The sequence below is a fragment of the Candidatus Vallotiella sp. (ex Adelges kitamiensis) genome (assembly GCF_020342435.1).
Classification (GTDB): Bacteria; Pseudomonadota; Gammaproteobacteria; order Burkholderiales; family Burkholderiaceae; genus Mycetohabitans.
In genome coordinates, this window is record NZ_CP080504.1 from 61,133 (window position 1) to 82,308 (window position 21,176).

At 42.7% G+C, this 21,176-nt stretch carries 13 protein-coding genes and 1 tRNA gene; 5 read left to right on the forward strand and 9 right to left on the reverse strand.

From position 1 onward, the window contains the following. Window positions 1-1,123 precede the first annotated feature (1,123 nt). The 3 genes from K0T93_RS00345 to K0T93_RS00355 all read left to right on the forward strand — a co-directional run bounded on the left by K0T93_RS00345 (window position 1,124) and on the right by K0T93_RS00355 (window position 2,512). On the forward strand, window positions 1,124-1,735 hold the full coding sequence (locus tag K0T93_RS00345) for a glutathione S-transferase N-terminal domain-containing protein (protein WP_225721453.1): 612 nt from the start codon (window positions 1,124-1,126) through the stop codon (window positions 1,733-1,735). Window positions 1,736-1,818: 83 nt separating this feature from the next. Beyond that, window positions 1,819-2,397, forward strand: a complete 579-nt coding sequence (locus K0T93_RS00350; protein WP_225721454.1) for a ClpXP protease specificity-enhancing factor — start codon at window positions 1,819-1,821, stop codon at window positions 2,395-2,397. Window positions 2,398-2,439: 42 nt separating this feature from the next. Then, window positions 2,440-2,512, forward strand: a tRNA-Thr gene (locus K0T93_RS00355). A gap of 352 nt (window positions 2,513-2,864) precedes the next feature. Here the strand turns inward: K0T93_RS00355 and K0T93_RS00360 are convergent. Next, the gene (locus K0T93_RS00360; protein WP_216797182.1) at window positions 2,865-3,068 is read right to left on the reverse strand and encodes a cold-shock protein; all 204 of its coding nucleotides are present in this window, start codon (window positions 3,066-3,068) and stop codon (window positions 2,865-2,867) included. A gap of 537 nt (window positions 3,069-3,605) precedes the next feature. Here K0T93_RS00360 and K0T93_RS00365 point away from each other — a divergent pair. Next, the gene (locus K0T93_RS00365) at window positions 3,606-5,204 is read left to right on the forward strand and encodes an APC family permease (RefSeq protein ID WP_225721819.1); all 1,599 of its coding nucleotides are present in this window, start codon (window positions 3,606-3,608) and stop codon (window positions 5,202-5,204) included. A 1,046-nt stretch (window positions 5,205-6,250) separates the two neighbouring features. Here K0T93_RS00365 and grxD read toward each other — a convergent pair. The 3 genes from grxD to prfA are packed head-to-tail and all read right to left on the reverse strand — an operon-like array spanning window position 6,251 to window position 8,635. Then, a complete protein-coding gene (grxD, locus tag K0T93_RS00375; RefSeq protein ID WP_225721820.1) occupies window positions 6,251-6,568 on the reverse strand; it encodes a Grx4 family monothiol glutaredoxin in 318 nt (105 codons plus the stop codon). Between the two features lie 53 nt (window positions 6,569-6,621). Beyond that, window positions 6,622-7,545, reverse strand: a complete 924-nt coding sequence (locus K0T93_RS00380; protein ID WP_225721455.1) for a HemK/PrmC family methyltransferase — start codon at window positions 7,543-7,545, stop codon at window positions 6,622-6,624. Between the two features lie 7 nt (window positions 7,546-7,552). Next, entirely contained in the window at window positions 7,553-8,635 is a 1,083-nt protein-coding gene (gene prfA / locus K0T93_RS00385) for a peptide chain release factor 1 (RefSeq protein ID WP_225721821.1), read from the reverse strand. A gap of 2,092 nt (window positions 8,636-10,727) precedes the next feature. On the opposite strand from prfA, the gene K0T93_RS00390 reads away from it, so the two are divergent. Further along, entirely contained in the window at window positions 10,728-12,548 is a 1,821-nt protein-coding gene (locus K0T93_RS00390; protein WP_255601770.1) for an aminopeptidase P family protein, read from the forward strand. Between the two features lie 987 nt (window positions 12,549-13,535). Here K0T93_RS00390 and ychF read toward each other — a convergent pair. From ychF to rpe, 5 genes are all read right to left on the reverse strand, one after another. Beyond that, complete coding sequence (gene ychF, locus K0T93_RS00395; protein WP_225721457.1) at window positions 13,536-14,630, reverse strand: redox-regulated ATPase YchF; 1,095 nt, start codon at window positions 14,628-14,630, stop codon at window positions 13,536-13,538. A gap of 974 nt (window positions 14,631-15,604) precedes the next feature. Further along, the gene (locus tag K0T93_RS00400) at window positions 15,605-16,306 is read right to left on the reverse strand and encodes a uracil-DNA glycosylase (RefSeq protein WP_225721458.1); all 702 of its coding nucleotides are present in this window, start codon (window positions 16,304-16,306) and stop codon (window positions 15,605-15,607) included. 29 nt (window positions 16,307-16,335) lie between these two features. Continuing rightward, on the reverse strand, window positions 16,336-17,142 hold the full coding sequence (gene trpC, locus K0T93_RS00405) for an indole-3-glycerol phosphate synthase TrpC (RefSeq protein WP_225721459.1): 807 nt from the start codon (window positions 17,140-17,142) through the stop codon (window positions 16,336-16,338). Window positions 17,143-17,160: 18 nt separating this feature from the next. Further along, on the reverse strand, window positions 17,161-18,192 hold the full coding sequence (trpD, locus tag K0T93_RS00410; protein WP_225721460.1) for an anthranilate phosphoribosyltransferase: 1,032 nt from the start codon (window positions 18,190-18,192) through the stop codon (window positions 17,161-17,163). Window positions 18,193-19,802: 1,610 nt separating this feature from the next. Beyond that, on the reverse strand, window positions 19,803-20,480 hold the full coding sequence (rpe, locus tag K0T93_RS00415) for a ribulose-phosphate 3-epimerase (protein ID WP_225721461.1): 678 nt from the start codon (window positions 20,478-20,480) through the stop codon (window positions 19,803-19,805). Between the last annotated feature and the right edge of the window lie 696 nt (window positions 20,481-21,176).

Genomic DNA, 21,176 nt, shown 5'->3' on the forward strand with positions numbered 1-21,176 from the left:
ACAAGACGAGCTGTAGTCTAAGTTTGCCTATAAAACGATTTTATCCACTATAGGTGCTTGCCTGAAGACGGGATCTCCTCAGATTATATTATCTATTTGCTTAAAACTATCTTTGGTTGTCCGAAGCAACTATGTCAATATCAATGTTACATTGAGCTATTTTTTATGTTTAAAGTGATAAAAATCTGCTAGATAGCACTTGATTCAAGCTTCGTATTGATCAAATTTATATGCTTTTTTATTTAGTTTAATGCGATTGTGTTCTTTAAAAGCAACGCGTATACATAATACGCGAGAGATGCTAATCGAAAGTATACTAGTCTAAGAAATACGACCATATTCCACTCAATCTGGCATGGAATACTAAGTCTTTGTAGGCTATTTATAGTGATACTGCTCGAATTAATCAGCTCAATCACAGCCTGTACTGAGCCAAAATTAGCTAGTTACGCCTCCTGCTAGTGTCCTCTCAATAATTAGCGTTAAACTCAAGTACTAGCGCATTGTTATTATAGTGGTATTTTTACCTGTGTTTTATAGGGTAACGTAATCTACGTCTAGACAAGTTTATTCTTCATCATCTATATTTTTTTATTAATTCTTCTATGAGATCTTTATGGTTCTCTCTTTATTGTTTTCTTCCAGATACCACCCTTTCTCATCACTCGGCCTATATCTTTAGCTATAAGTGTAATCGCGTAGACTTACTAATACATTTAAATTTTTCCTAAAACTGCTAACCTTCTTTAGCCTACACTTATTTTCTTATTCTTATAAGTGCGTAACTTTCAAACGAAATTTTATATTCATGAACGATTACATTCCTAATACACACGAGTAGTGGAGCGTGTTGCGCTGTTCATGGCATCAGATGTGGAATTTATCAAAAATAATGATGAAAGCATTAAGGTAACTTACACATTAAATGGTTTTACCAAGATGATGATTAGAAAATCTTCTCAATAAACTATGATGCGCTTGTTTCTTAAAAAGCTGGCCCTATGCGCCAGGAAACCTGCGTACTGATTTAAGAAAACACGCGATTAGCGTGTTTAGACTGGATAGTAAACAAGAGCGGCGCGACTTTTTCTATCTAGTTCTTTAGTTTTTTAAGGAAAGTAAAATGATGGTTTTGTATTCCGGCACTACCTGCCCATTCTCCCAGCGTTGCCGGTTAGTGCTGTTCGAAAAGGGCATGGATTTTGAGATCCGTGATGTTGATCTGTTTAAAAAACCGGCGGATATATTAGTAATGAATCCGTATGAACAGGTACCAATTTTAGTGGAGCGCGACCTAATCCTATACGAGTCAAACATCATTAATGAGTATATCGACGAGCGCTTCCCTCATCCACAATTAATGCCTGCTGATCCAGTTCAGCGTGCCCGTGCACGCCTATTCCTTCTCAATTTTGAGAAAGAGTTATTCGTACACGTTAACGCGCTCGAGCACGAAAAAAGAAAGATAGCTGAGAAAGTATATGAACGCGCGCGCGTAAAGATTCGCGATCGGTTGACACAACTCACGCCGATTTTCGTTAAGAATAAGTATATGTTGGGAGAGGATTTCTCGATGCTCGACGTCGCGATTGCACCATTATTGTGGCGCCTAGATCATTATGGTATCGAACTATCTAAAAATGCGGCGCCACTTATGAAATATGCAGAACGCATTTTTAGCCGGCCTGCCTATATTGAAGCGTTGACGCCATCTGAAAAAATTATGCGTCGTTAAGTGACAACAGGCCCGTGTCCTTAACCGCTAATTGCAGATGTGGTGCCTGCGTGTCAGGCGCCATACACAGAGTTTCATAAAAAATGCAAAATATTTCTATTAAACCCTATTTATTACGCGCACACTATGAGTGGTGTACAGATAATGGATTTACGCCACATATCGCGGTGAAGGTTGATAATCGCACACGCGTACCTTATCAGTTCGTGCGTAACAATGAAATTGTTCTTAATATCAGCTTCAACGCGACTAGTCAGTTACAAATAAGTAATGACTTAATCGAATTCCTTACACGTTTTTCTGGTAAATCTTATAAAATTAGAGTGCCAATATCTAACATTTTAGCGATTTATGCGCGTGAGAATAGTCAGGGAATAGCATTCGAAAGATTAACAGATGAGACGATCGACGGAGCATCAGCACTTATATCCCTTATAGGGAATAAGTTTCGTGATATAAATTCACAGGAAAAACGACGTATGCTAAATGAGCGCGCGTTTCAGCAGCCAGAGATCAGCAAACTAGGCGTAGAGACACAGTTTAATCTGCCTCACTATGCCAGTGAAATACAAGGAAAGCATATTCCAGATTTAGATAATGTAGTTGCTGCAGATAATATTCAGAATAGTAGGGAGCATAAGCACCTAAAAGTAATCAAGTGATCTTTTATCAAACACTAGTGTTGTAGTACACTTAAGCGCTACGCCGGCTTAGCTCATCTGGTAGAGCAGTTGATTTGTAATCAACAGGTAGCTGGTTCGAGTCCTGCAGCCGGCACAAATACTAGAAATAATTTCAGTAAATAAAACTTATTTGGGTACTTCACTAACACTATCTACTACGCTTATAGGCGTAGTAAGTTGTGATGAATGTGAGGCTGGGATATCTTCTCAACTGAAAGCTACTCAGAAGACTAAAACTGTATGGCTACATGCAGCGAGATAACACTTTATTTTCTGTGCTACACCTGGTCAGAATTGATGTTTTTCAGACACAAAATTTCGATAATCGCTGGGCTATAATTGCTTCTGAGCTAGATTAGCATCTATAACGTAGCTTCTGCTTTTCAAAAGTCCCCCTCGCTTTATGCGAAGGGGGGGTTAGTGTATTAGGACGTAGAAGAAGAAACTTATGCCGCCCGAATATTGGCTGCTTGCTTGCCTTTTGGGCCTGTCTTTACTTCGTACGTAACTTTTTGATTTTCTTGAAGGGTCTTGAATCCATCCATGCGAACTTCTGAGAAATGCGCAAATAGATCTTCACCACCGCCGTCTGGCGTAATAAAGCCAAAGCCTTTGGCATCGTTGAACCACTTGACGGTTCCGGTTTCCATAAAACAAATCCTTAAAAATAAATAAGGCCTAAGGCCCAATGGCACATGAAAATCAAGGAGGGTTGAGAGGAACAACCGGAGTACCGTCTTGGGGGACTATGTACAGATGCACAACAACCAACACTCGCCGCTTGAAATCTTGTGAGCATAATTATATTGTGAAATATCAGACCCAGCCAATGCTTTTTTTGAAAACTGCACTTTCACCGTGGGGGCACTAGATTGAGCTTTTTTTATTGTTTTCACATAGCAGTACAGATCTGCATTTAAAATTGGTCTAAACAGCACTCTCGCTCCACCGACCCCCGGCAGTTTATGCTAGCCGATTGTCGGCTGGTTAGTTCAGCGTGCAAGGGTTATTCCATATTCGTAGAATTATCCCGTGCTTTTCTGATTTATAACTAATCAGGCAGTTGAAAGGTGACACCGTTAAACTTCGCGCCAGTTACAACTGACTGACGTGCGAGGCGTATTCACGAGACGTGCCAGCCGGTGAGGGTATAGCGGCAAGGTGCGCTCATGTTCCTAGGAGATGTTGTGGATAGTTCGATCAAGCGAAATATCAGCCCATTCGCGCTGATGTTGACTGGCTTGGGCTCGATTATTGGGTCAGGCTGGCTCTTTGGGGCCTGGAAAGCGGCAAAAATTGCAGGACCTGCAGCAATTATTGCATGGGTAATTGGCGCTGTTGTGATCCTTGCGATCGCACTAACCTATGCGGAACTCGGTGCGATGTTTCCTGAGTCGGGTGGCATGGTACGCTATGCTCGCTATTCTCATGGCTCATTGGTCGGCTTCATCAGCGCATGGGCTAATTGGATTGCTATCGTTTCTGTGATACCGATCGAGGCAGAGGCATCCATCCAATATATGAGCTCATGGCCCTATGATTGGACTCATGCACTGTTTATACATGGTGAGCTTACTTTACCTGGGCTCCTACTATCAGCAGTGCTTGTGGTCGTATATTTCCTGTTAAACTATTGGGGTGTAAAGCTATTCGCGCAGGCGAATTCGGCAATCACGATTTTTAAGTTCTTGATTCCTGGCGTTACTATCTTAGGCTTTGTTCTAACTAGTTTTCATACTGATAATTTCTTAATCAGTGAGACTGATCAGTTTGCACCCTATGGTTGGTCGGCAGTCCTAACTGCCGTAGCTACTAGCGGTATTGTCTTTGCCTTTAATGGGTTTCAGAGCCCAGTGAACTTAGCGGGTGAAGCGCGCAATCCGGATCGGAGTGTGCCGTTCGCTGTAGTCGGATCGATCCTAATCGCACTAGTTATCTATGTGCTTCTGCAGATCGCTTATATTGGTACTATTAATCCCGAGGATGTCATTAAGGGTTGGGACAAGTTAAATTTCAGTTCACCATTTGCTGAGCTTGCTCTTGTTTTAAACCTAAATTGGCTTGCCATGCTGCTATACGTTGATGCGTTCGTAAGTCCTAGTGGTACTGGTACAACCTATATGGCTACAACGACCCGAATGATCTATGCGATGGAGCGCAATAACACATTACCTAAGATTTTTAGTAGCGTCCATCCTCTCTATGGGGTGCCGAGACCCGCGATGTGGTTCAACTTAATCGTCTCATTTATATTCTTGTTCTTTTTTCGTGGATGGAGTTCATTAGCTGCGGTAATTTCGGTTGCTACTGTAATCTCGTACCTTACGGGGCCAATTAGTCTGATGGCGCTGCGTCGTACTAGTGGAGATATCGCACGCCCTCTTCATATCCCTGGCATGAGCTTAATTGCACCGTTTGCATTTGTCTGCGCATCACTGATCCTATATTGGGCAAAATGGCCACTAACCGGCGAGATTATTCTGCTGATGGTCGTTGCACTGCCAGTCTTCTTCTACTACCAAGCTAAGGCGAACTGGAAGGGATTTACTAAGGATTGGCGCGCAGCCTGGTGGATGGTTATTTATTTGCCTGTAATGGGTACGATATCATACATTGGTAGTAAACCATTTGGTGGGCTCGACTATATCTCTTATGGCTGGGACATGATGGTCGTCATAGTAATTTCACTCGGATTCTATCAGTGGGGAGTGTCTAGTGGCTGGCGTACTGCATACCTAGATGAGCGAGAACAGCGAGAGAAAATCTCAGAGAACGTCGATATTTGATTACAGGAAGGGCTTCGGTATCAGCTAAATTGATACCGAAGTACGCTTACTAGCACAGGCCTAAATAATTAACGCGATCGATAATTAGTATTACTTAAATGGGCGACTCTGATGAAATGGAGAAATAACAATCAATATATTGCTTCCTACCCTCATAAGCGAATTGTGTATCACGTAGTAATGGCAACTATACGGTATAGTTTAACGCTTGAGCGACAATAGAACTCCTTGCAGGACGCTGTCTAACGCAGTATTGCGTATTGAGCCTATAGCAATCGTAAACAACATATTCCCTGATAATAGATAGAGAATAAATTATGGCAATAGTTGCCAACTAACAATAAATACTATACGTATACGTCATATCTTCGGTTAGCTCTCCTAGAGCTGGCGATCAGCTCAGCGCTACTTTAGTACAAAATACAAAAATAGCACACAGATATAACCAATATTGACTTCTAGTGAACCTAGAGCGAAATATGAATAGGTTATCTCTGGTAGAAAATTGATCTGCTATGAGATAGAAAAATAGCGTCTCAGTTAGCATGCATTCAACAGGAAAACAATTTTTATTGCTACAGTAACTAATAAGAAACAAATTAAGTTTTTCTATTACTCATATTTCGCACCCCTAGTCCTGTCCATACCCTTGAGTGTGCTCCCCGCTAGCCTAAACATATCTAGTGCCTGTGAACGGTATCAGCTACCAAACTCTCGTTTGTTGTGGGACGGCTGTAGAATGCTGGTACTGGTTGGAATACAATGCCACCTATTTCTGTAAATTCTATTATGCTGCGCAGATGTACTATGTTTTTCGCGAACCATCAGAAACAGCCGACGTCGTTTCTTCACATAATGCGCTAACTGTTTGAGCACTGTACGCTTAATCCATATTAATACGTTATTGAGCTAGCTAGTGCTATAGACGATCAGATGGCCCTATAAGCCGTCATCTTACGCAATTCGCGTAAGACAGCGACACCACAAGCGACTCCGGTAGAGTCGGTGATTGAGATAATTAGCCGCTGTATTGGCAGTGCATATTACTACGATACTACATTTGCAAAGATCTGTTGTAATTCTCCAGAATGGTACATTTCCATCATGATATCTAAGCCCCCAATAAATTCGCCATTCACGTATAATTGTGGGATCGTAGGCCAGTTCGAAAATACCTTAATGCCCTCCCTTATTGCTTCGTCCTCTAAAACATTAATCGTATGTACCGAATTGATACCGCATGCTTTCAAGACCTGGATAGCTTGACTGGAGAATCCACACGTCGGAAACTGTGCAGTACCTTTCATAAACAACCCTACTGGGTAATCGCTGATAATTTGTTGGATGCGATCTTGAGTATTCATAATAACCTTCATTTCAAATTGAAATGGATGAGATGATATCGATTTTTTCTACTTCAGCTGGATTGTAAACCGTTAACAGAGCCACCAGTGACACGCTCGATACCAGATAGATCCCGTATAGAGCGTATTGAATCAAAACCATATGTATCAAGCAGTGTGCGTACCGCTTGAGCCTGGTTGTGCCCGTGTTCTATCCATATTTTGCCACCCGGAGACAGCCATGCGGTAGATTTAGAAACGATCGAGTGAATTGCGCTAAGCCCATCTGCATGGTCGGTTAGCGCGTTTAGCGGCTCGAAACGTAAGTCGCCTTCACTGAGGTGTGGATCTAACGCAGCGATATAAGGTGGATTGCTGACGATGATATCAAAGTACACTGGAGCAGTGTGATACATTGTATTAAGCGCATTAAACCAATCACCGTGGCACAGCATAAGACGAGGTTGTGTTAAGTTACCTGAAAAGACGAAGTTATGGTTCTTGGCCAAAGTCGGTAAAGGCAATATAAATGCTGCATCACCAAGTAGACGATGCGCGTTACGTTGTGCAACATCTAACGCGTAAGTACAATAATCCGTAGCAACTACTCGCGCATCTGGGCGCGCATGAGCGATCGTGATTGCAATTGCTCCGCTGCCGGTGCCAAGATCAAGTATATGAGGGAGATGGATAGCCCGTATCGCATCTAGCGTACACTCGACTAGTAGCTCTGTCTCTGGGCGCGGAATTAGAACATGCGGTGTTACTTTAAAGTCTAACCCGAAAAATTCGCGAGAACCAACTAGTTGCGCAATCGGTTTTCCTGCGACACGTTGCGCCTGCAACCCTAGAAAGCGCGACGACACGGCATCTGGCAGAAAATTATTAGCGCGCGTGATTAGAGCAGTACGAGGCCAATTTAGCACATAGGCGAGCAAAATACGAGCCTCTGGTAGAGCAAGGGGCGAGGATTGAAGCAATTGAGAAACGCATCTCATAATGCGGTTAATTAGTATCGTCTATTACAGAAAGCAGCTCTGCCTGATGTTCAGAGATGAGTGCATCAATGAGTGCATCTAAATCACCATCCATGATTTGGTCTAGCTTATACAGCGTCAGATTGATTCGATGATCGGTTAATCGACCTCGTGGAAAGTTATAAGTCCGAATGCGCGCAGATCGGTCGCCTGAGCCTACGAGGCTTTTCCGAGTAGCGGCTTCCTTTGAATGTTGTTCCTGATATTTTTTATCTTTAATACGAGCTGCCAGCACTTTCAGCGCGCGGTCCTTATTTTTGTGTTGTGAGCGATCGTCTTGACATTCCACTACAATTCCGCTTGGAATATGTGTGACACGTACTGCTGAGTCAGTCTTATTGATATGCTGGCCGCCAGCACCAGACGCTCGAAATGTATCAATCCGAAGATCAGCGGGATTAAGCTCGATCTCAGTGACCTCGTCCGCTTCTGGCATCACAGCGATTGTACAAGCTGAGGTGTGGATACGCCCTTGCGTTTCGGTAGCTGGCACCCGCTGCACGCGATGCCCTCCTGATTCGAACTTGAGCCGTGAATAGACACCCTGACCAATAATACGCACAATTACTTCCTTATAGCCTCCTAGGTCCGACAAACTTTCTGATATCATTTCAACCTGCCAGCGATGACGTTCTGCATAGCGCAGGTACATGCGCAGAAGATCACCAGAAAAAAGTGCGCTTTCTTCGCCGCCAGTAGCTGCGCGGATTTCCAGGAAGATATTGCGCTCATCGTTTGGATTCTTGGGCAGAAGGATTTTCTGTAAGTTGTGTTCTAGTTGCTCTATTCGATTGCGTGCTACACTCAGTTCATCTTCTGCAAAATCCCGCATCGATGGATCAGTTAATAATTCCAGGGCGGTTGCTTCGTCGTTGCAAGCAGATTTCCATTGCGCATATTGCTCAACTACTAGCGCGAGTTCAGCATGCTCACGGGCTAGTTTGTAATATTGCCCGAGATCAGACGAGATATCTTCACGTGAGAGCAGTTTATTCCATTCTGGCAGCCGTTGAGTTAGCCGCTCTAACTTGCTTTGCATACTTGGTTTCATTAGCACATCTGGAAAGGGTACAAATAGGATCGTATTCAATAGAATAATAAAGTGCGCTCGTTATCATGAAAGCTTAGGGAGCGCTAATATGCCGATAGAAACTGGACGTCAGATAGCAGTGTGCGCAATATCATCGTCGGCCATATAATTAGTACGTGCGTCGGTGGATCATAGATAAACTTGTTGATTAGTGCCTGCAACAACACCTTTAGCACTGCGCGGAGATTGTTGCTGCACACTAATTTTCTATGAGCGCGTTAATTTTTGTAACCCAGCCAGTTAACGGGCATTATGCATATAATGATAACTAGCGCAATTCTGCGTTGCTTGAGATAGTATGTAAAGACTTTATACGTCTCTCAATAATCAATCGGCCAGTGTAATATCTTTTCCTAGATGGAATAGTCATCTTCCCAACCGATTCAGTTGAAGTTATCTAGCGTATAGAGAAATGCGTTATCAACGCTTAACGACTTTCGTCCCCGATGTCACATGTACTTCTGGATCTGCTATTAACATTGGCCCGTATTTTCTCTCCTGACTATGCTCCCTAAGCCCACCTAGATCAATGATCTAGGTGGTAGAGATATACAGAAACAATTCTGTCTAACCTGTAGGATGAAGCGGTAGGTTAGTGAGAGTAACCGCCTGAATGAATAAGTGCCTAGAAAGCCCCTCGCCCCACTCTCTTGTATAGTTGAAAGATACACCACCGAGGTAGCCGTCAATACCGAATACATAGTGATCTCCGGCTGCCCGCGTACTTTTTCTATCATTTCGATAAGTGTACTTTAAAAGATGATTTAGATAAGTGCTAATCGATCTGGCTTCAGACACAATACGTATGGCGTTTTTTATTTTTCTGGGATATGGATTATATCTTGCACTTTGAAGGCAGTACTAGATGCTGCTCGTATCGCGAGTTAAAGTACTTCAGATCGAGGTAGAATGTAGATATACCATATAGATATACCATATAAGCGCTAATCTCAGGGGAGCTTCTAATAGCCGAGAAGTACGTGATCGTATATTTGCATATAACGCAAGCATAGATTGCGCCGTATATTTAAGTCCAGTTACGAGTCGATGCTATCCTACTTTGGATATTACTTTCCACCTGCTCGAGATATATACGGCTATGTCGACCGCTGTGATGATATGTGTATTTTACCCACTTGTTTTTAAGTATTGTAAGTTCTTCTCGAACGTAAACGTCATGCGCTTGAGCAATATAACCGACGTGATATAGTAGTTTATTTGATAGTAAACAAGTGGCATGATCGCCGTTGAAAATAGAGCGTTACTATGATCTTTTAATTATTGTCAACTTTGCGTATTAAATCTAGAGTTTGCATATATCGCAGCTGATCTATGATCAATGACAACGCACAATATTCTTGTTCTGTGAGGTAGGATGAATCTATTAGATTTCTTCCGTCACGTTATGTATCGATCACGGAACAGTGAAATCTTCAATTGTAAAATAGCACTGTCTTTTCGATACTCTACTGCTAATAACAGAGCTTTTCTCTAGATACTAATGTTAGTTAGTTATACAGATCGCTTCTAGATAGTTATTTATTCTTAGAGTGTTTCATCTTCTGACTAAATAACGCGATCCTAATGCCTGATATCGCGTATTACTTTACAGTCTTAATAACTAGACTAGTCCTGATCTTATATTTAGTATTATCACTACGATTAAGCGGCTTGTTCTCAGACAAAAACTTCGGTAGTCACTAATGACTAGCTGCATCCTCTGGGAGAGTCATCTCTTGCGATATCTTATGATTGTTTTATAAAAAATCACGACTAGCCGGTATAAACTGTTATAAGAAGTCGCCCGTCGTTAATATAATGCCCTACGATACCTGGGTATCGTAATTAAGAACTTTAGATAATATGTTTTTTCGATAGCTAGGTAGAATTGACCGAGCTTAAATATGTCAGCTGCTGTTACAGTTAAAATAAGAGTACAATCCGGAAGTGTTATTCGAGGATTGTAAGGTGTTCGAATGAACGTCATATATCCTAGCACGATAATAGTCGTGTCTGTTTCTTTGTTTATTAATTCTTCTTGTTAGAGAACTTGATAAAAGCTCAACAACTCGTTGACAGTCAGGTAGTTCTCCCTGCTAAAAAGATAGCACGACTGCGCGATGCGATGAAGCATGCGAGTTTGGATGCATATATCGTGCTGTCTGCCGATCCTCACTCGTCTGAATACTTACCCCAACACTGGAAGGGCTTTACGTGGCTGTCTGGATTTACCGGCTCAGCTGGCTTGTTAGTCGTGACCTCCGACTTTGCGGGACTATGGACTGATAGCCGCTACTGGGTACAGGCTGCTGCAGAACTAGCCTGCAGTAGTATTCATTTGATGAAGATGATAGCTGAACAGGAGTTTCATTATATAAACTGGCTCGTTACACATATGGCATCCGGCACGAAGGTTGGCGTAGATGGCAGTACGCTAAACCTGTCTGCTGCACGTGTTTTACAAGCCGCGCTCCAGGCTTCTGGTATACACCTGTATTCTGATATAGACTTGCTCAACCTAATTTGGGAAAAGCGTCCAGCTCTGCCTAAACTACCAGTGTATGAGCACAATCGCTTCTACGCGCCAGTAGGACGCATGCAAAAACTTTATCAGATACGAAGTGCAATGCGTAACAAACATGCACAGTGGCATTTTATCTCCACATTGGATGATATCGCATGGATTTTTAATCTCCGGGGGAGTGACGTAAGCTATAGTCCCGTGTTTGTTGCGCACGCGTTGATTAGTCTACAATGTGCGGTATTGTATATACCTGATGGTAAAATCGATGCGCTGTTGCGCAGTAAACTAGTACAAGATAACGTGCACATAGCCTCATATGAGGAGGCGCCAGCAGAGTTAGCGGCAATTAAGCCAGGAAGTAGACTGCTGATTGATCCCCGACGCGTCACGTATGGCCTGATGAAAGTTGTGCAGCCTGGTGTAAAACTCGTTGAAGTAGTAAATCCATCGATTTTTGCAAAGTCTTGTAAGACGGAAATAGAAATCGATCGCGTACGCGAGACGATGGAGCAGGACGGCGCAGCGCTCTCAGAATGCTTTGCATGGCTTGAACAGACGCTTGGTCGTGAGCATATTACCGAGTTGACAATCGACAAAAAACTTACTGAAGCAAGAGCACGTCGGCGCGATTTCGTATTTCTTAGCTTTCCAACAATCGCTGCTTTTAATGCTAATAGCGCACTGCCACACTATCGCGCAACGTTACAGTCGAATACACCAATTAAAGGCGACGGTCTTTTATTGATTGACTCCGGGGGGCAATATCTAGGTGGCACTACCGATGTTACGCGCATTATACCAGTAGGTCGGACTAGTGCTGAACAACGGCGTGATTTCACGCTAGTACTTAAAGGTATGATCGCACTGTCTCGCTTAAAATTTCCACGTGGTATATACTCACCTATGCTAGACGCGATAGCGAGGGCACCAATTTGGGATGCATGCATAGACTTTGGACATAGCACTGGCCATGGGGTTGGCTATTTCTTAAGCGTGCATGAAGGACCGCAGGTAATTTCGCGCTATGCGTCGGCGGAGTCCTCCATGGCAATGGAAAAAAACATGATCACCTCAAATGAACCTGGTATCTACCGCCCCGGTAAGTGGGGTATCCGTATTGAGAACCTTTTGCTAAGCCAACCTGTAGACACGACCGAATTTGGTGAATTCCTCTGCTTCGAAACGCTGACGTTATGCCCAATCGATATTCGATGTATCGAGCAGTCTTTACTGCGTGAAGATGAAATAAACTGGCTTAATGCCTACCATGCACTAGTGCGCCAGCGAGTCGGCCAGCATCTGAGCGGCGACGCGAAAGCGTGGCTCGAAGCACGTACTGAAGCAATCTGAACATACGAAATATTTCTCTATTCAGATCATTTGATAGTTTTAAGTACATTGTTTATTATGAATAACGTTCATAGTTCTCTATGCTCGTCTTCTAATAGAATTCTAATTAGTTTTTTATTTATAGATGTTTCAGAGAGAAAAGCGATTGACGTACGTGTGCTAAAAAGCTTCGACTTGCATATTTTGTGGGCCGATGATACCGTGAATTATGCCGGCTGTTATTAACAATCTTTTATTTTACTTGGAAGGTTGTTAAAGAAGATCTTTCTAAGATTCTAGGGTCGATAACTTCGTTACTGAGGTAGGTGTCCACTGAAATAAAGATTTCGCTGCTTTTCTATAGATTTAATGCTCTTTAGCTTCTCAAAGCAGGCTCCTACCTTGGTGTATCGGCTCCCTTAAGCCTAGCGTATATTATTAACTTCCTATGAAGTTACTCCTGATAAGCAAACTTAGGGGTGCTTCGTCTTCTTGAACAAGGAAAAGCTTTATTCTGCTTAGACTAGCTTTAAAAAAGCAGCGTTTGAGGTAGTAGCTAATATAGATATGGAATATAAGAATAGCTTTATTCTCAATATCTTTATTAAATCTAGATATAAACTCAAGTCTTTATAAGACTTGTTCAAGGGCGAGGATTGTAAATCTTTAGGGGAGCGGCGAGACACCTTCTCGTGTGTGAGAAGTGATAGTCTGCATACGGTACAGCTATATGTACATCGCTATAGTTATGCAATTGCATAAGGCTTGTTACTACGACTCGGCATGGGGGTGCATATCTAACTTTCTAATTAACCTCCCTCTAACAGTTTGCCTAATAATCAATATCTCGTTGTTTATCAGAGATTTAGGTAGTATAGAGCTCTCTTGCTCTAGAAAAATAGAGTTGGCATTTATGAAAAAAGGTATATACAGCGAATTGATTTACATGAATCACGGATTTCGCTAACGCTTTTCAAGTAATAAGCACACGCTAGAAATAGCGATTGATTAATCGCTCAATAAAAATTTGATTACATCCCCATTCTGAACCACGTACTCTTTTCCTTCAGAACGCATTCTGCCCGCTTCTTTTGCGCCCTGTTCTCCTTTATAGACGATAAAGTCATCGTATGAAATTGTCTGAGCGCGGATAAAGCTACGCTCAAAATCCGTATGGATAATGCCAGCCGCTCTTCTTGCTGTATCACCAGCGCGGATGGTCCAAGCGCGCACTTCCTTGAGGCCAGCGGTAAAGTATGTCTGTAGCCCTAGGAGCTTAAAGCCTCCTCGGATTACGCGATCTAGTCCAGGTTCATTCATGCCTATATCGATCAGAAAAATGTTTTTTTCATTATCTGGTAATCCAGCGATCCCTGCCTCAGCATCAGCACAGACAGCGATGACCGGAGAGCCTTCTTTTTCTGCATAGCCACGTATCGCATCTAAGTACTGATTGTTCTCGAAACCATTCTCGTGTACGTTGGCAACGTACATTGTTGGCTTCGTTGTAATTAGGCACAGAGGCTTAATTAATGCGTGTTCTTCATCAGACAGATTCATCAAACGGACCAAGCATACCTGATCTAGCTGTGCACGCACTTTTTCTAATACAGCGATTAGCTTGAGTGCATCTTTATTATTATATGATTTTGTTGTTTTCGAAAATCGAGCGAGTACTTTCTCAACAATTGCTAGATCGGCCAGCGCTAATTCAGTATGAATTATTTCAATATCTGCCCGCGGATTAATATTGCCTATAACGTGAAGTACATGATCGTTATCAAAACATCGAACTACATGGATGATCGCATCCATCTCACGTATGTTGGAAAGGAATTGATTACCCAGACCTTCACCTCTGCTTGCGCCCGAAACAAGTCCGGCAATATCGACAAACTCAACGATTGCTGGTCGAATGCGCCCCGGCTTAACGATCTGTGCTAAAGCGGTAAGTCGTGGGTCCGGTACTTCGACTACACCAACATTTGGTGTGATCGTACAAAATGGGTAGTTTTCGGCGGAAACACCCGCTTTAGTCAGAGCATTGAAAAGAGTAGACTTGCCGACATTGGGCAAACCAATGATACCGCATTTGAGGCTCATAGAAAACTTTTACAAACTAACGAATAGCGCATTAATAGATATCTTCGTCACAATCAATTTTTTACTTAGTAACGAAGAAGAGTCGAAAATAGGGCAAACTAACATCGCTTAGGAATATGGTTTTGTATTCCAGCCTGGGCAAAATAGAGATTATAAAGCTTTCAGATGGTGACTGCTCCTATCTCGCAGCCCCGTCCGTAGCAAGACGTAAACGTTGCTAACTATGACTCATTTATCGAACTAAGCAAGATAGATGAGATAAGCAAAATATCATTATTGATATATTCCAGGCTAAGATTTTCGTTTCTAATTTGCCACAAATTAATCCCTGACATTTAATAAAAAATTAAATGTCAGGGATTAATTATCAAGATTAATAGGCTGAAGCGGTTATTTCAGCTTCCGGGTAGCTAGCCTCTGGGATCCGAAACGCCGTATAGCAATAGAAGATAAATAATGAAAGGCACAGATGATCGCTATGCGTGCTCACACAACTGACTTTGGGCGCGGTAGCACTTCTAATGCTCGAGAGCGCTAGCGATCTACTCAGAAAATCTAGTCAGATATGAGTAATGCGTCGACAATAATCTTGCTTAATAGATACTAACTCTCTGAGAGAATTAGCATAATTCTTTCCGATATGCAACCCATAGTTCTTAATTTATCCAGCTGATATCTATAGACTGCGTCTGATTAATTCTTTATTTTGATGCCAAAGTTATGAACTAAACTTGTTGAAAAGGCATATCGAGATAAGCTGAGAGATCTTTCATAGACCTATCCCTACGCGCTATATAATACTGTTTTAAATTGCTTCAAATACCGTTGTATAGATTTTAACAGCGCCCACTCTATTTATTAGAATGAGTAGTGTGACGTGCTGCTTCACCGAGCGACTGAAATTTTTTAAAAAAACACAAAGAGAACGCAATAAAGATATTCGCTGTAGGTCAGTCTAGATTTACATCATCATTTCAGGGTACACGCCAATCGATTGGCGAGCGACCAACATATCGAAGATATTTATTCGCGAGAGCGAAGTGGCGGCAACCGAGAAAACCGCGGTGCGCTGATAGTGGTGACGGATGTGGTGCTTCGAGAATATAGTGACTACGGCCGTCTACTAGCCTACGTTTTTCTTTCGCATACGAGCCCCATAACATGAACACTAGGCTTTTGTGCTGAACAGAAAAGCGCTCAACTAATGTGTCCGTGCATTGCTCCCAGCCACACCTTGCGTGACTAGCAGCGCGATTGCGCTCAACAGTTAATATTGTATTAAGCAATAGTACCCCTTGACGAGCCCAGTAATCCAGACAGCCATGGTGTGGCATCGCATGGTTGAAATTCGCAACGTTCTCTCTGAAAATGTTACGCAAGGACGGGGGGGGGCGGACACCCCGGGGTACGGAAAATGCTAGTCCGTGAGCCTGTGGCACACCGTTATCTTCGCCATGGTAGGGATCCTGGCCTAGGATAATCACTCTAACATCGTCTGGCGTAGTCAAATGTAATGCGCGAAACACATCGCTCGGATAGACTATCTTGCCGCTGTTGCGTTCACGGTCGATAAATTCACACAAGCGCGGGTATATTGCACTACTAATAAACGATGTTAGGTATCCTCGCCATATCGGTGGAAGACCATTGAATTGTTGCTTGAGAGTAAGTATCATGCTTAACTTTAGTTAGATAGACGTTGTTGTTAAGCGTATTGTGACCCGAAAAAAATGTGGGTAAGAGCTTCACCAGGGTTATCTGCGTGCATGCATGCCTCACCGATAAGAAAAGTATGAACGCCAGCAGCACGAATTCGCTCTGCGTCAGCACGCGTAAGAATCCCTGATTCAGTTACCACAATACGCTCGTCTGGAATCTTGTCTAGTAAGCTAAGTGTAGTATCTAGAGTGATAGTGAGTGTTCGCAAGTTTCGATTGTTAATGCCGATTAACGGTGTTTTTAGCGTCAGCGCCACGTCCAGTTCGCCTGCATTATGTACCTCTACTAGCACCGCTAGACCCAACGAATGTGCGCACGCTTCTAGCTCCCGCATCTGCGTCGGATCTAGGGCAGCAGCAATTAAGAGAATGCAATCCGCACCCATTGCGCGCGTTTCTAGAACTTGATACGGGTCAATAATAAAGTCTTTACGCAGAACGGGTAGTGTGCACGCATCGCGAGCCAGCTGAAGATGGCGCGTGCTTCCCTGGAAAAACTGCTGATCGGTGAGTACTGACAAGCATGCGGCTCCATGCTGTTCGTATGATCGGGCAATGTCAGCTGGTATAAAAGTTTCACGCAACTCTTTTCTGGAAGGGCTGGCTTTTTTTAGTTCGGCGATGATTGCCGGCTGTCCGATTGTATGCTTAGCACGCAATGCTGCAAGAAAATCGCGTAGTTCATCATGACGGCCGTGGGCTCTTAGTTGCAATTCTTCTAAAGTCGTATTTACTTTCGATGCACGGATTTCATCGCGTTTAACTGAAATAATGCGATTGAGAATATCAGTCATAGTAGCTCTCTATTTAGCTTAATAACTCAACTGCCGTGTGAAGCGGACAAGTGCATCGACTTTTTCGCGAGCGGCTCCGCTAGCGATTGCCTCACGTGCTTTCCGGATTCCTTCTGCGATTGAGGAGGTAACATTGGCTGCATATAGCGCAGTACCAGCATTAAGCACGACAATTTCGCGTGCAGTGCCTGGCGTATTATCTAGAGCACTAAGCAGCATTGTTTTAGATTCGTCCGCATTCGCGACCTCGAGGGAGCGCTTCGATGCCATCTTTAGACCAAAGTCCTCGGGATGAATCTGATATTCATGCACCTGGCCATCTCGCAACTCACCGACTTGTGTCGGCGCGCCAAGCGATACTTCATCCATTCCGTCGCACCCGTAAACGACTAGTACATGGTTTGCACCAAGTCTTTGCATCACCCGGACCTGAAGACCAACTAAATCTCGGTGAAAAACGCCTTGCAGTTGGTTCGGCGTTCCGGCCGGATTCGTTAACGGGCCTAGTATATTAAAGATAGTTTTCGTCCCCATTTCACGACGGATCGACGCGAGGTTCTTCATCGCTGGATGGTAGTTCGGTGCGAACATAAATCCCATACCAGTCACCTCTATAGACTGCGCCACTTCTTCTGGTGTTAAATTAATGTTAACACCGATAGCCTCAAGCACGTCGGCGCTTCCGAACTTAGACGATACTCCACGATTTCCATGCTTCGCTACTTTTGCACCGGCTGCAGCGGTTACGAACATTGTTGCTGTTGAAATGTTAAACGTATGCGAACCATCTCCGCCGGTGCCTACAATATCAACAAAGTTCTGGTTATTAGCTACTTGAACGTGATTAGCAAATTCACGCATGATGATTGCCGCCGCGGTAATTTCTCCAATCGTTTCTTTTTTTACGCGAAGTCCCGTGATAATAGCAGCTACCATGACTGGCGATATTTCTCCACGCATAATCATTCGCATCAAGTGAAGCATCTCATTATGAAAAATCTCACGATGCTCAATGGTGCGCTTCAGTGCTTCCTGGGGGGTAATTGACATCTAATCTCCGGTGCGGGGTTAAGCCAGTAAGCATCGGCAACAAGGGGCATTTCGTCGGGCTAGGGAGCGCATTCATCGGGGTCAGTAGCGCAGTGCAGCTTTAAGCGATAAAACCATCAATTGACAGCCTCTTGTATCGCAAGCTCATAATTAACGGTAGATAGCCTCACTCGCTATCGCTGGCAAGTTTCGGATTGCCTAGTCTAAGAGACAGATAAATAAACTACGGGTCCTTTGCGGCGATCTTATCATTTCAGTAGGCCCCTATCTGCTTGAATAACGTGTAAAACATTAGATAAAATTGCGGATTAATAACTTTTTAGTTATCAATCACTAGTAATATATGGCATCTAATAGATTAATTTTGAACTAAAAATCTCAGCACGCAGCGGGTTAACTACATACCTACTAAGTACGGCCCGCGATGCAAGCAAAACTAAATGCAGCGCCGCCGAAAGTAAGCTCAATCGACTAGTTTTTTAACGGAAGGGGGAGTACCTAAGTAGATTAGACGGGATATTAGAAATATCTAGATCTATCGTTGGCATTAGAAATCTTTTTAAGCTATGCAAGCATAGCACTTGTGAAGTGTACACTTTCTACTAAGACAGCACAAAGTGCTAGATAAACTGCCATAACATACCACGCGTTCTAGTAGGGTAGACACTACCAGACAACACGGATCAGTTTGGCCTGAAAGACTGATAACGCTTAGACAAACTAGAGACCTAATGTGTTATCCAAATCAATTAGAGGCAATTTAGCGTTTCATTTGTAGTCTGATTAACTAAAATAACGCAGAGTAAATTTTAAGGACGCAGTTCATCTTGACTCCGCTTTCAGGTCGCTAAACGCGGAGAAAGTTCTTCAGATGCTATATCTAGATATGTCTTGTGTATGCTATGTGGCGTGCAATAGAATTGCTATTCTATTTTTTCCTAAAATACTAATTTAAATATCAATTAATATTGACAACAACAGTAGCCTAAGTGTGCTAGTTGCCGCAGTAGATCACGCTAATGAGAATCGTGATCTCTAGATTTGAATTTTCGAGAAGCGGTTTTAAAAACTGTTGCTTAGCGATATATTAATTAGCTTTGCTCGTCATATCAGGTAGTCACTTTAGCAAGCTCGCAATAGATATTGTTGAGATACGCTCTCGTAGATATGAATAGAAACTAGCCCAGTCTGCGTAATCATCTATAACTCTTTCTTAGATATCCTAATTAGCTAAAATTATTAGGTAGAGCTTCTTGGTTAGATTATGATTATTACTATTTTTTATTAACACTAGATAAGTGTTCGAGAGACTTGGCTTGTTTTTCAACATAGCTTGCATAATCTGCTTCTCGATAAGACTTGTCTGGGTCGCCCTCAAGCATTTTATAATAGGTCTTTATGCTACTTCAGCAATGCCTGTCTAGGCGAGCACTGTCGCACACGCAGTAGAGTTCTGGTGAATTAGCTAATAAAATAAAAAGGGTCAAAAACTTCTCTACTATCCACCGCCTGGCGAAAATTGAAAGATTTGGAGTCGAACAGATCCGATAGTGATTCATCGCGGCGACGATCGATATCATTAGATAACTCAGATTTATACTAGCCATATTTCACCTGGATGACTCTAGTGCTTGCCTTAACTGGTGGATTACTTGCTGATAATCTGGCTGATCGAAGATAGCTGAACCAGCGACAAACGTATCAGCACCAGCCTCCCTAATTTTCGCAATGTTATCAGCTTTTACCCCGCCGTCGACTTCTAGGTAGATCTCACGTCCTGTTTGCTCTGAATATATGTCGATGCGCCGCCGAACATCTTGCAGTTTATTAAGTATCTCAGGAATAAATAGCTGTCCACTAAACCCGGGATTCACAAGCATAATTAAAACTAAATCAATGCGATCCATTATATGATCCAGGTAGTGTAATGAAGTAGCTGGATTAAATGCCAATCCAGCTTTGCAACCGTGATCCCGTATGAACGACAGGGTGCGATCGACATGGTCAGATGCTTCAGGATGAAAGCTAATTATGTTCGCGCCTGATTTTGCGAAATCTATTACTAGTCGATCCACCGGACGTACCATTAGATGCACGTCGATTGGTGCTCTAACGTGTGGCCGAATGGCTTTGCAGACTATCGGGCCGATTGTTAGATTGGGTACATAATGGTTATCCATTACGTCAAAGTGGATCCAGTCGCCACCGGCGGCGATAACATTGCGCACTTCTTCGCCGAGGCGGGCGAAGTCGGCCGAAAGAATGCTTGGAGCAATACGAAAAATCATCTCAGAACTCGTTTGCGGGTACCGAAAGTAAATAAAAAATTATTTTAGCGTATAGGTACCGCTCCTTGATTCTTATATTTACTTATCAGTAGATAATGTAGATTATTCGAGCAAAACTATTATTAGTTAATAGCTAGCTAGTCAAGCGCCTGAAGACATGAATCGAACTTTTGCTAAAGTAAGATAGATGTGATACATACGAGTAATCCGATCAGGGGTAGTATTTCAGGGGGCGTTTAGTGAAAGCATACTTAACGATATAACTAATAAACTACTGATATACTAGATGTACCGATCGAAAATAAGCAATTAGTCGCAGTGTATTTCACACACTAATAATGATCTATACCCGGGTAGTCCGCAAGAATATTCAGGAATCAAATGCTAAAATAAATCAATTGCTATTAGCATACTAAGTAGTCGCTTTTTACGATATAGCATGGCTTGAGCGTTTAGCACCTCATATTTTAACTAAAAAAACTCTAGATGAGACACTTAGCACAGTAGCTGCGGTTATCAGACTTTTATTACTTCAGCTGCAAAACCCAACGAAAATCTATCTAATTTAGAGTTAGATAAGAGTAGTCTATCGCTAAAATATTGTTTTGTACTTGCAACATTTTATATAAGGCATATTTGCAGGTAGATCTCAGTAGCACAAGATTTTAAGAAAACTCTTGACGCTTCGCAAAATTA

Excerpts from the sequence above, each read along its gene's own strand:
- K0T93_RS00345 (WP_225721453.1), top strand. The coding sequence starts at position 1,124 with ATGATGGTTTTGTATTCCGGCACTACCTGCCCATTCTCCCAGCGTTGC.
- K0T93_RS00350 (WP_225721454.1), top strand. The coding sequence starts at position 1,819 with ATGCAAAATATTTCTATTAAACCCTATTTATTACGCGCACACTATGAG.
- K0T93_RS00360 (WP_216797182.1), bottom strand. The coding sequence starts at position 3,068 with ATGGAAACCGGAACCGTCAAGTGGTTCAACGATGCCAAAGGCTTTGGC.
- grxD (WP_225721820.1), bottom strand. The coding sequence starts at position 6,568 with ATGAATACTCAAGATCGCATCCAACAAATTATCAGCGATTACCCAGTA.
- K0T93_RS00380 (WP_225721455.1), bottom strand. The coding sequence starts at position 7,545 with ATGAGATGCGTTTCTCAATTGCTTCAATCCTCGCCCCTTGCTCTACCA.
- prfA (WP_225721821.1), bottom strand. The coding sequence starts at position 8,635 with ATGAAACCAAGTATGCAAAGCAAGTTAGAGCGGCTAACTCAACGGCTG.
- ychF (WP_225721457.1), bottom strand. The coding sequence starts at position 14,630 with ATGAGCCTCAAATGCGGTATCATTGGTTTGCCCAATGTCGGCAAGTCT.
- K0T93_RS00400 (WP_225721458.1), bottom strand. The coding sequence starts at position 16,306 with ATGATACTTACTCTCAAGCAACAATTCAATGGTCTTCCACCGATATGG.
- trpC (WP_225721459.1), bottom strand. The coding sequence starts at position 17,142 with ATGACTGATATTCTCAATCGCATTATTTCAGTTAAACGCGATGAAATC.
- trpD (WP_225721460.1), bottom strand. The coding sequence starts at position 18,192 with ATGTCAATTACCCCCCAGGAAGCACTGAAGCGCACCATTGAGCATCGT.
- rpe (WP_225721461.1), bottom strand. The coding sequence starts at position 20,480 with ATGATTTTTCGTATTGCTCCAAGCATTCTTTCGGCCGACTTCGCCCGC.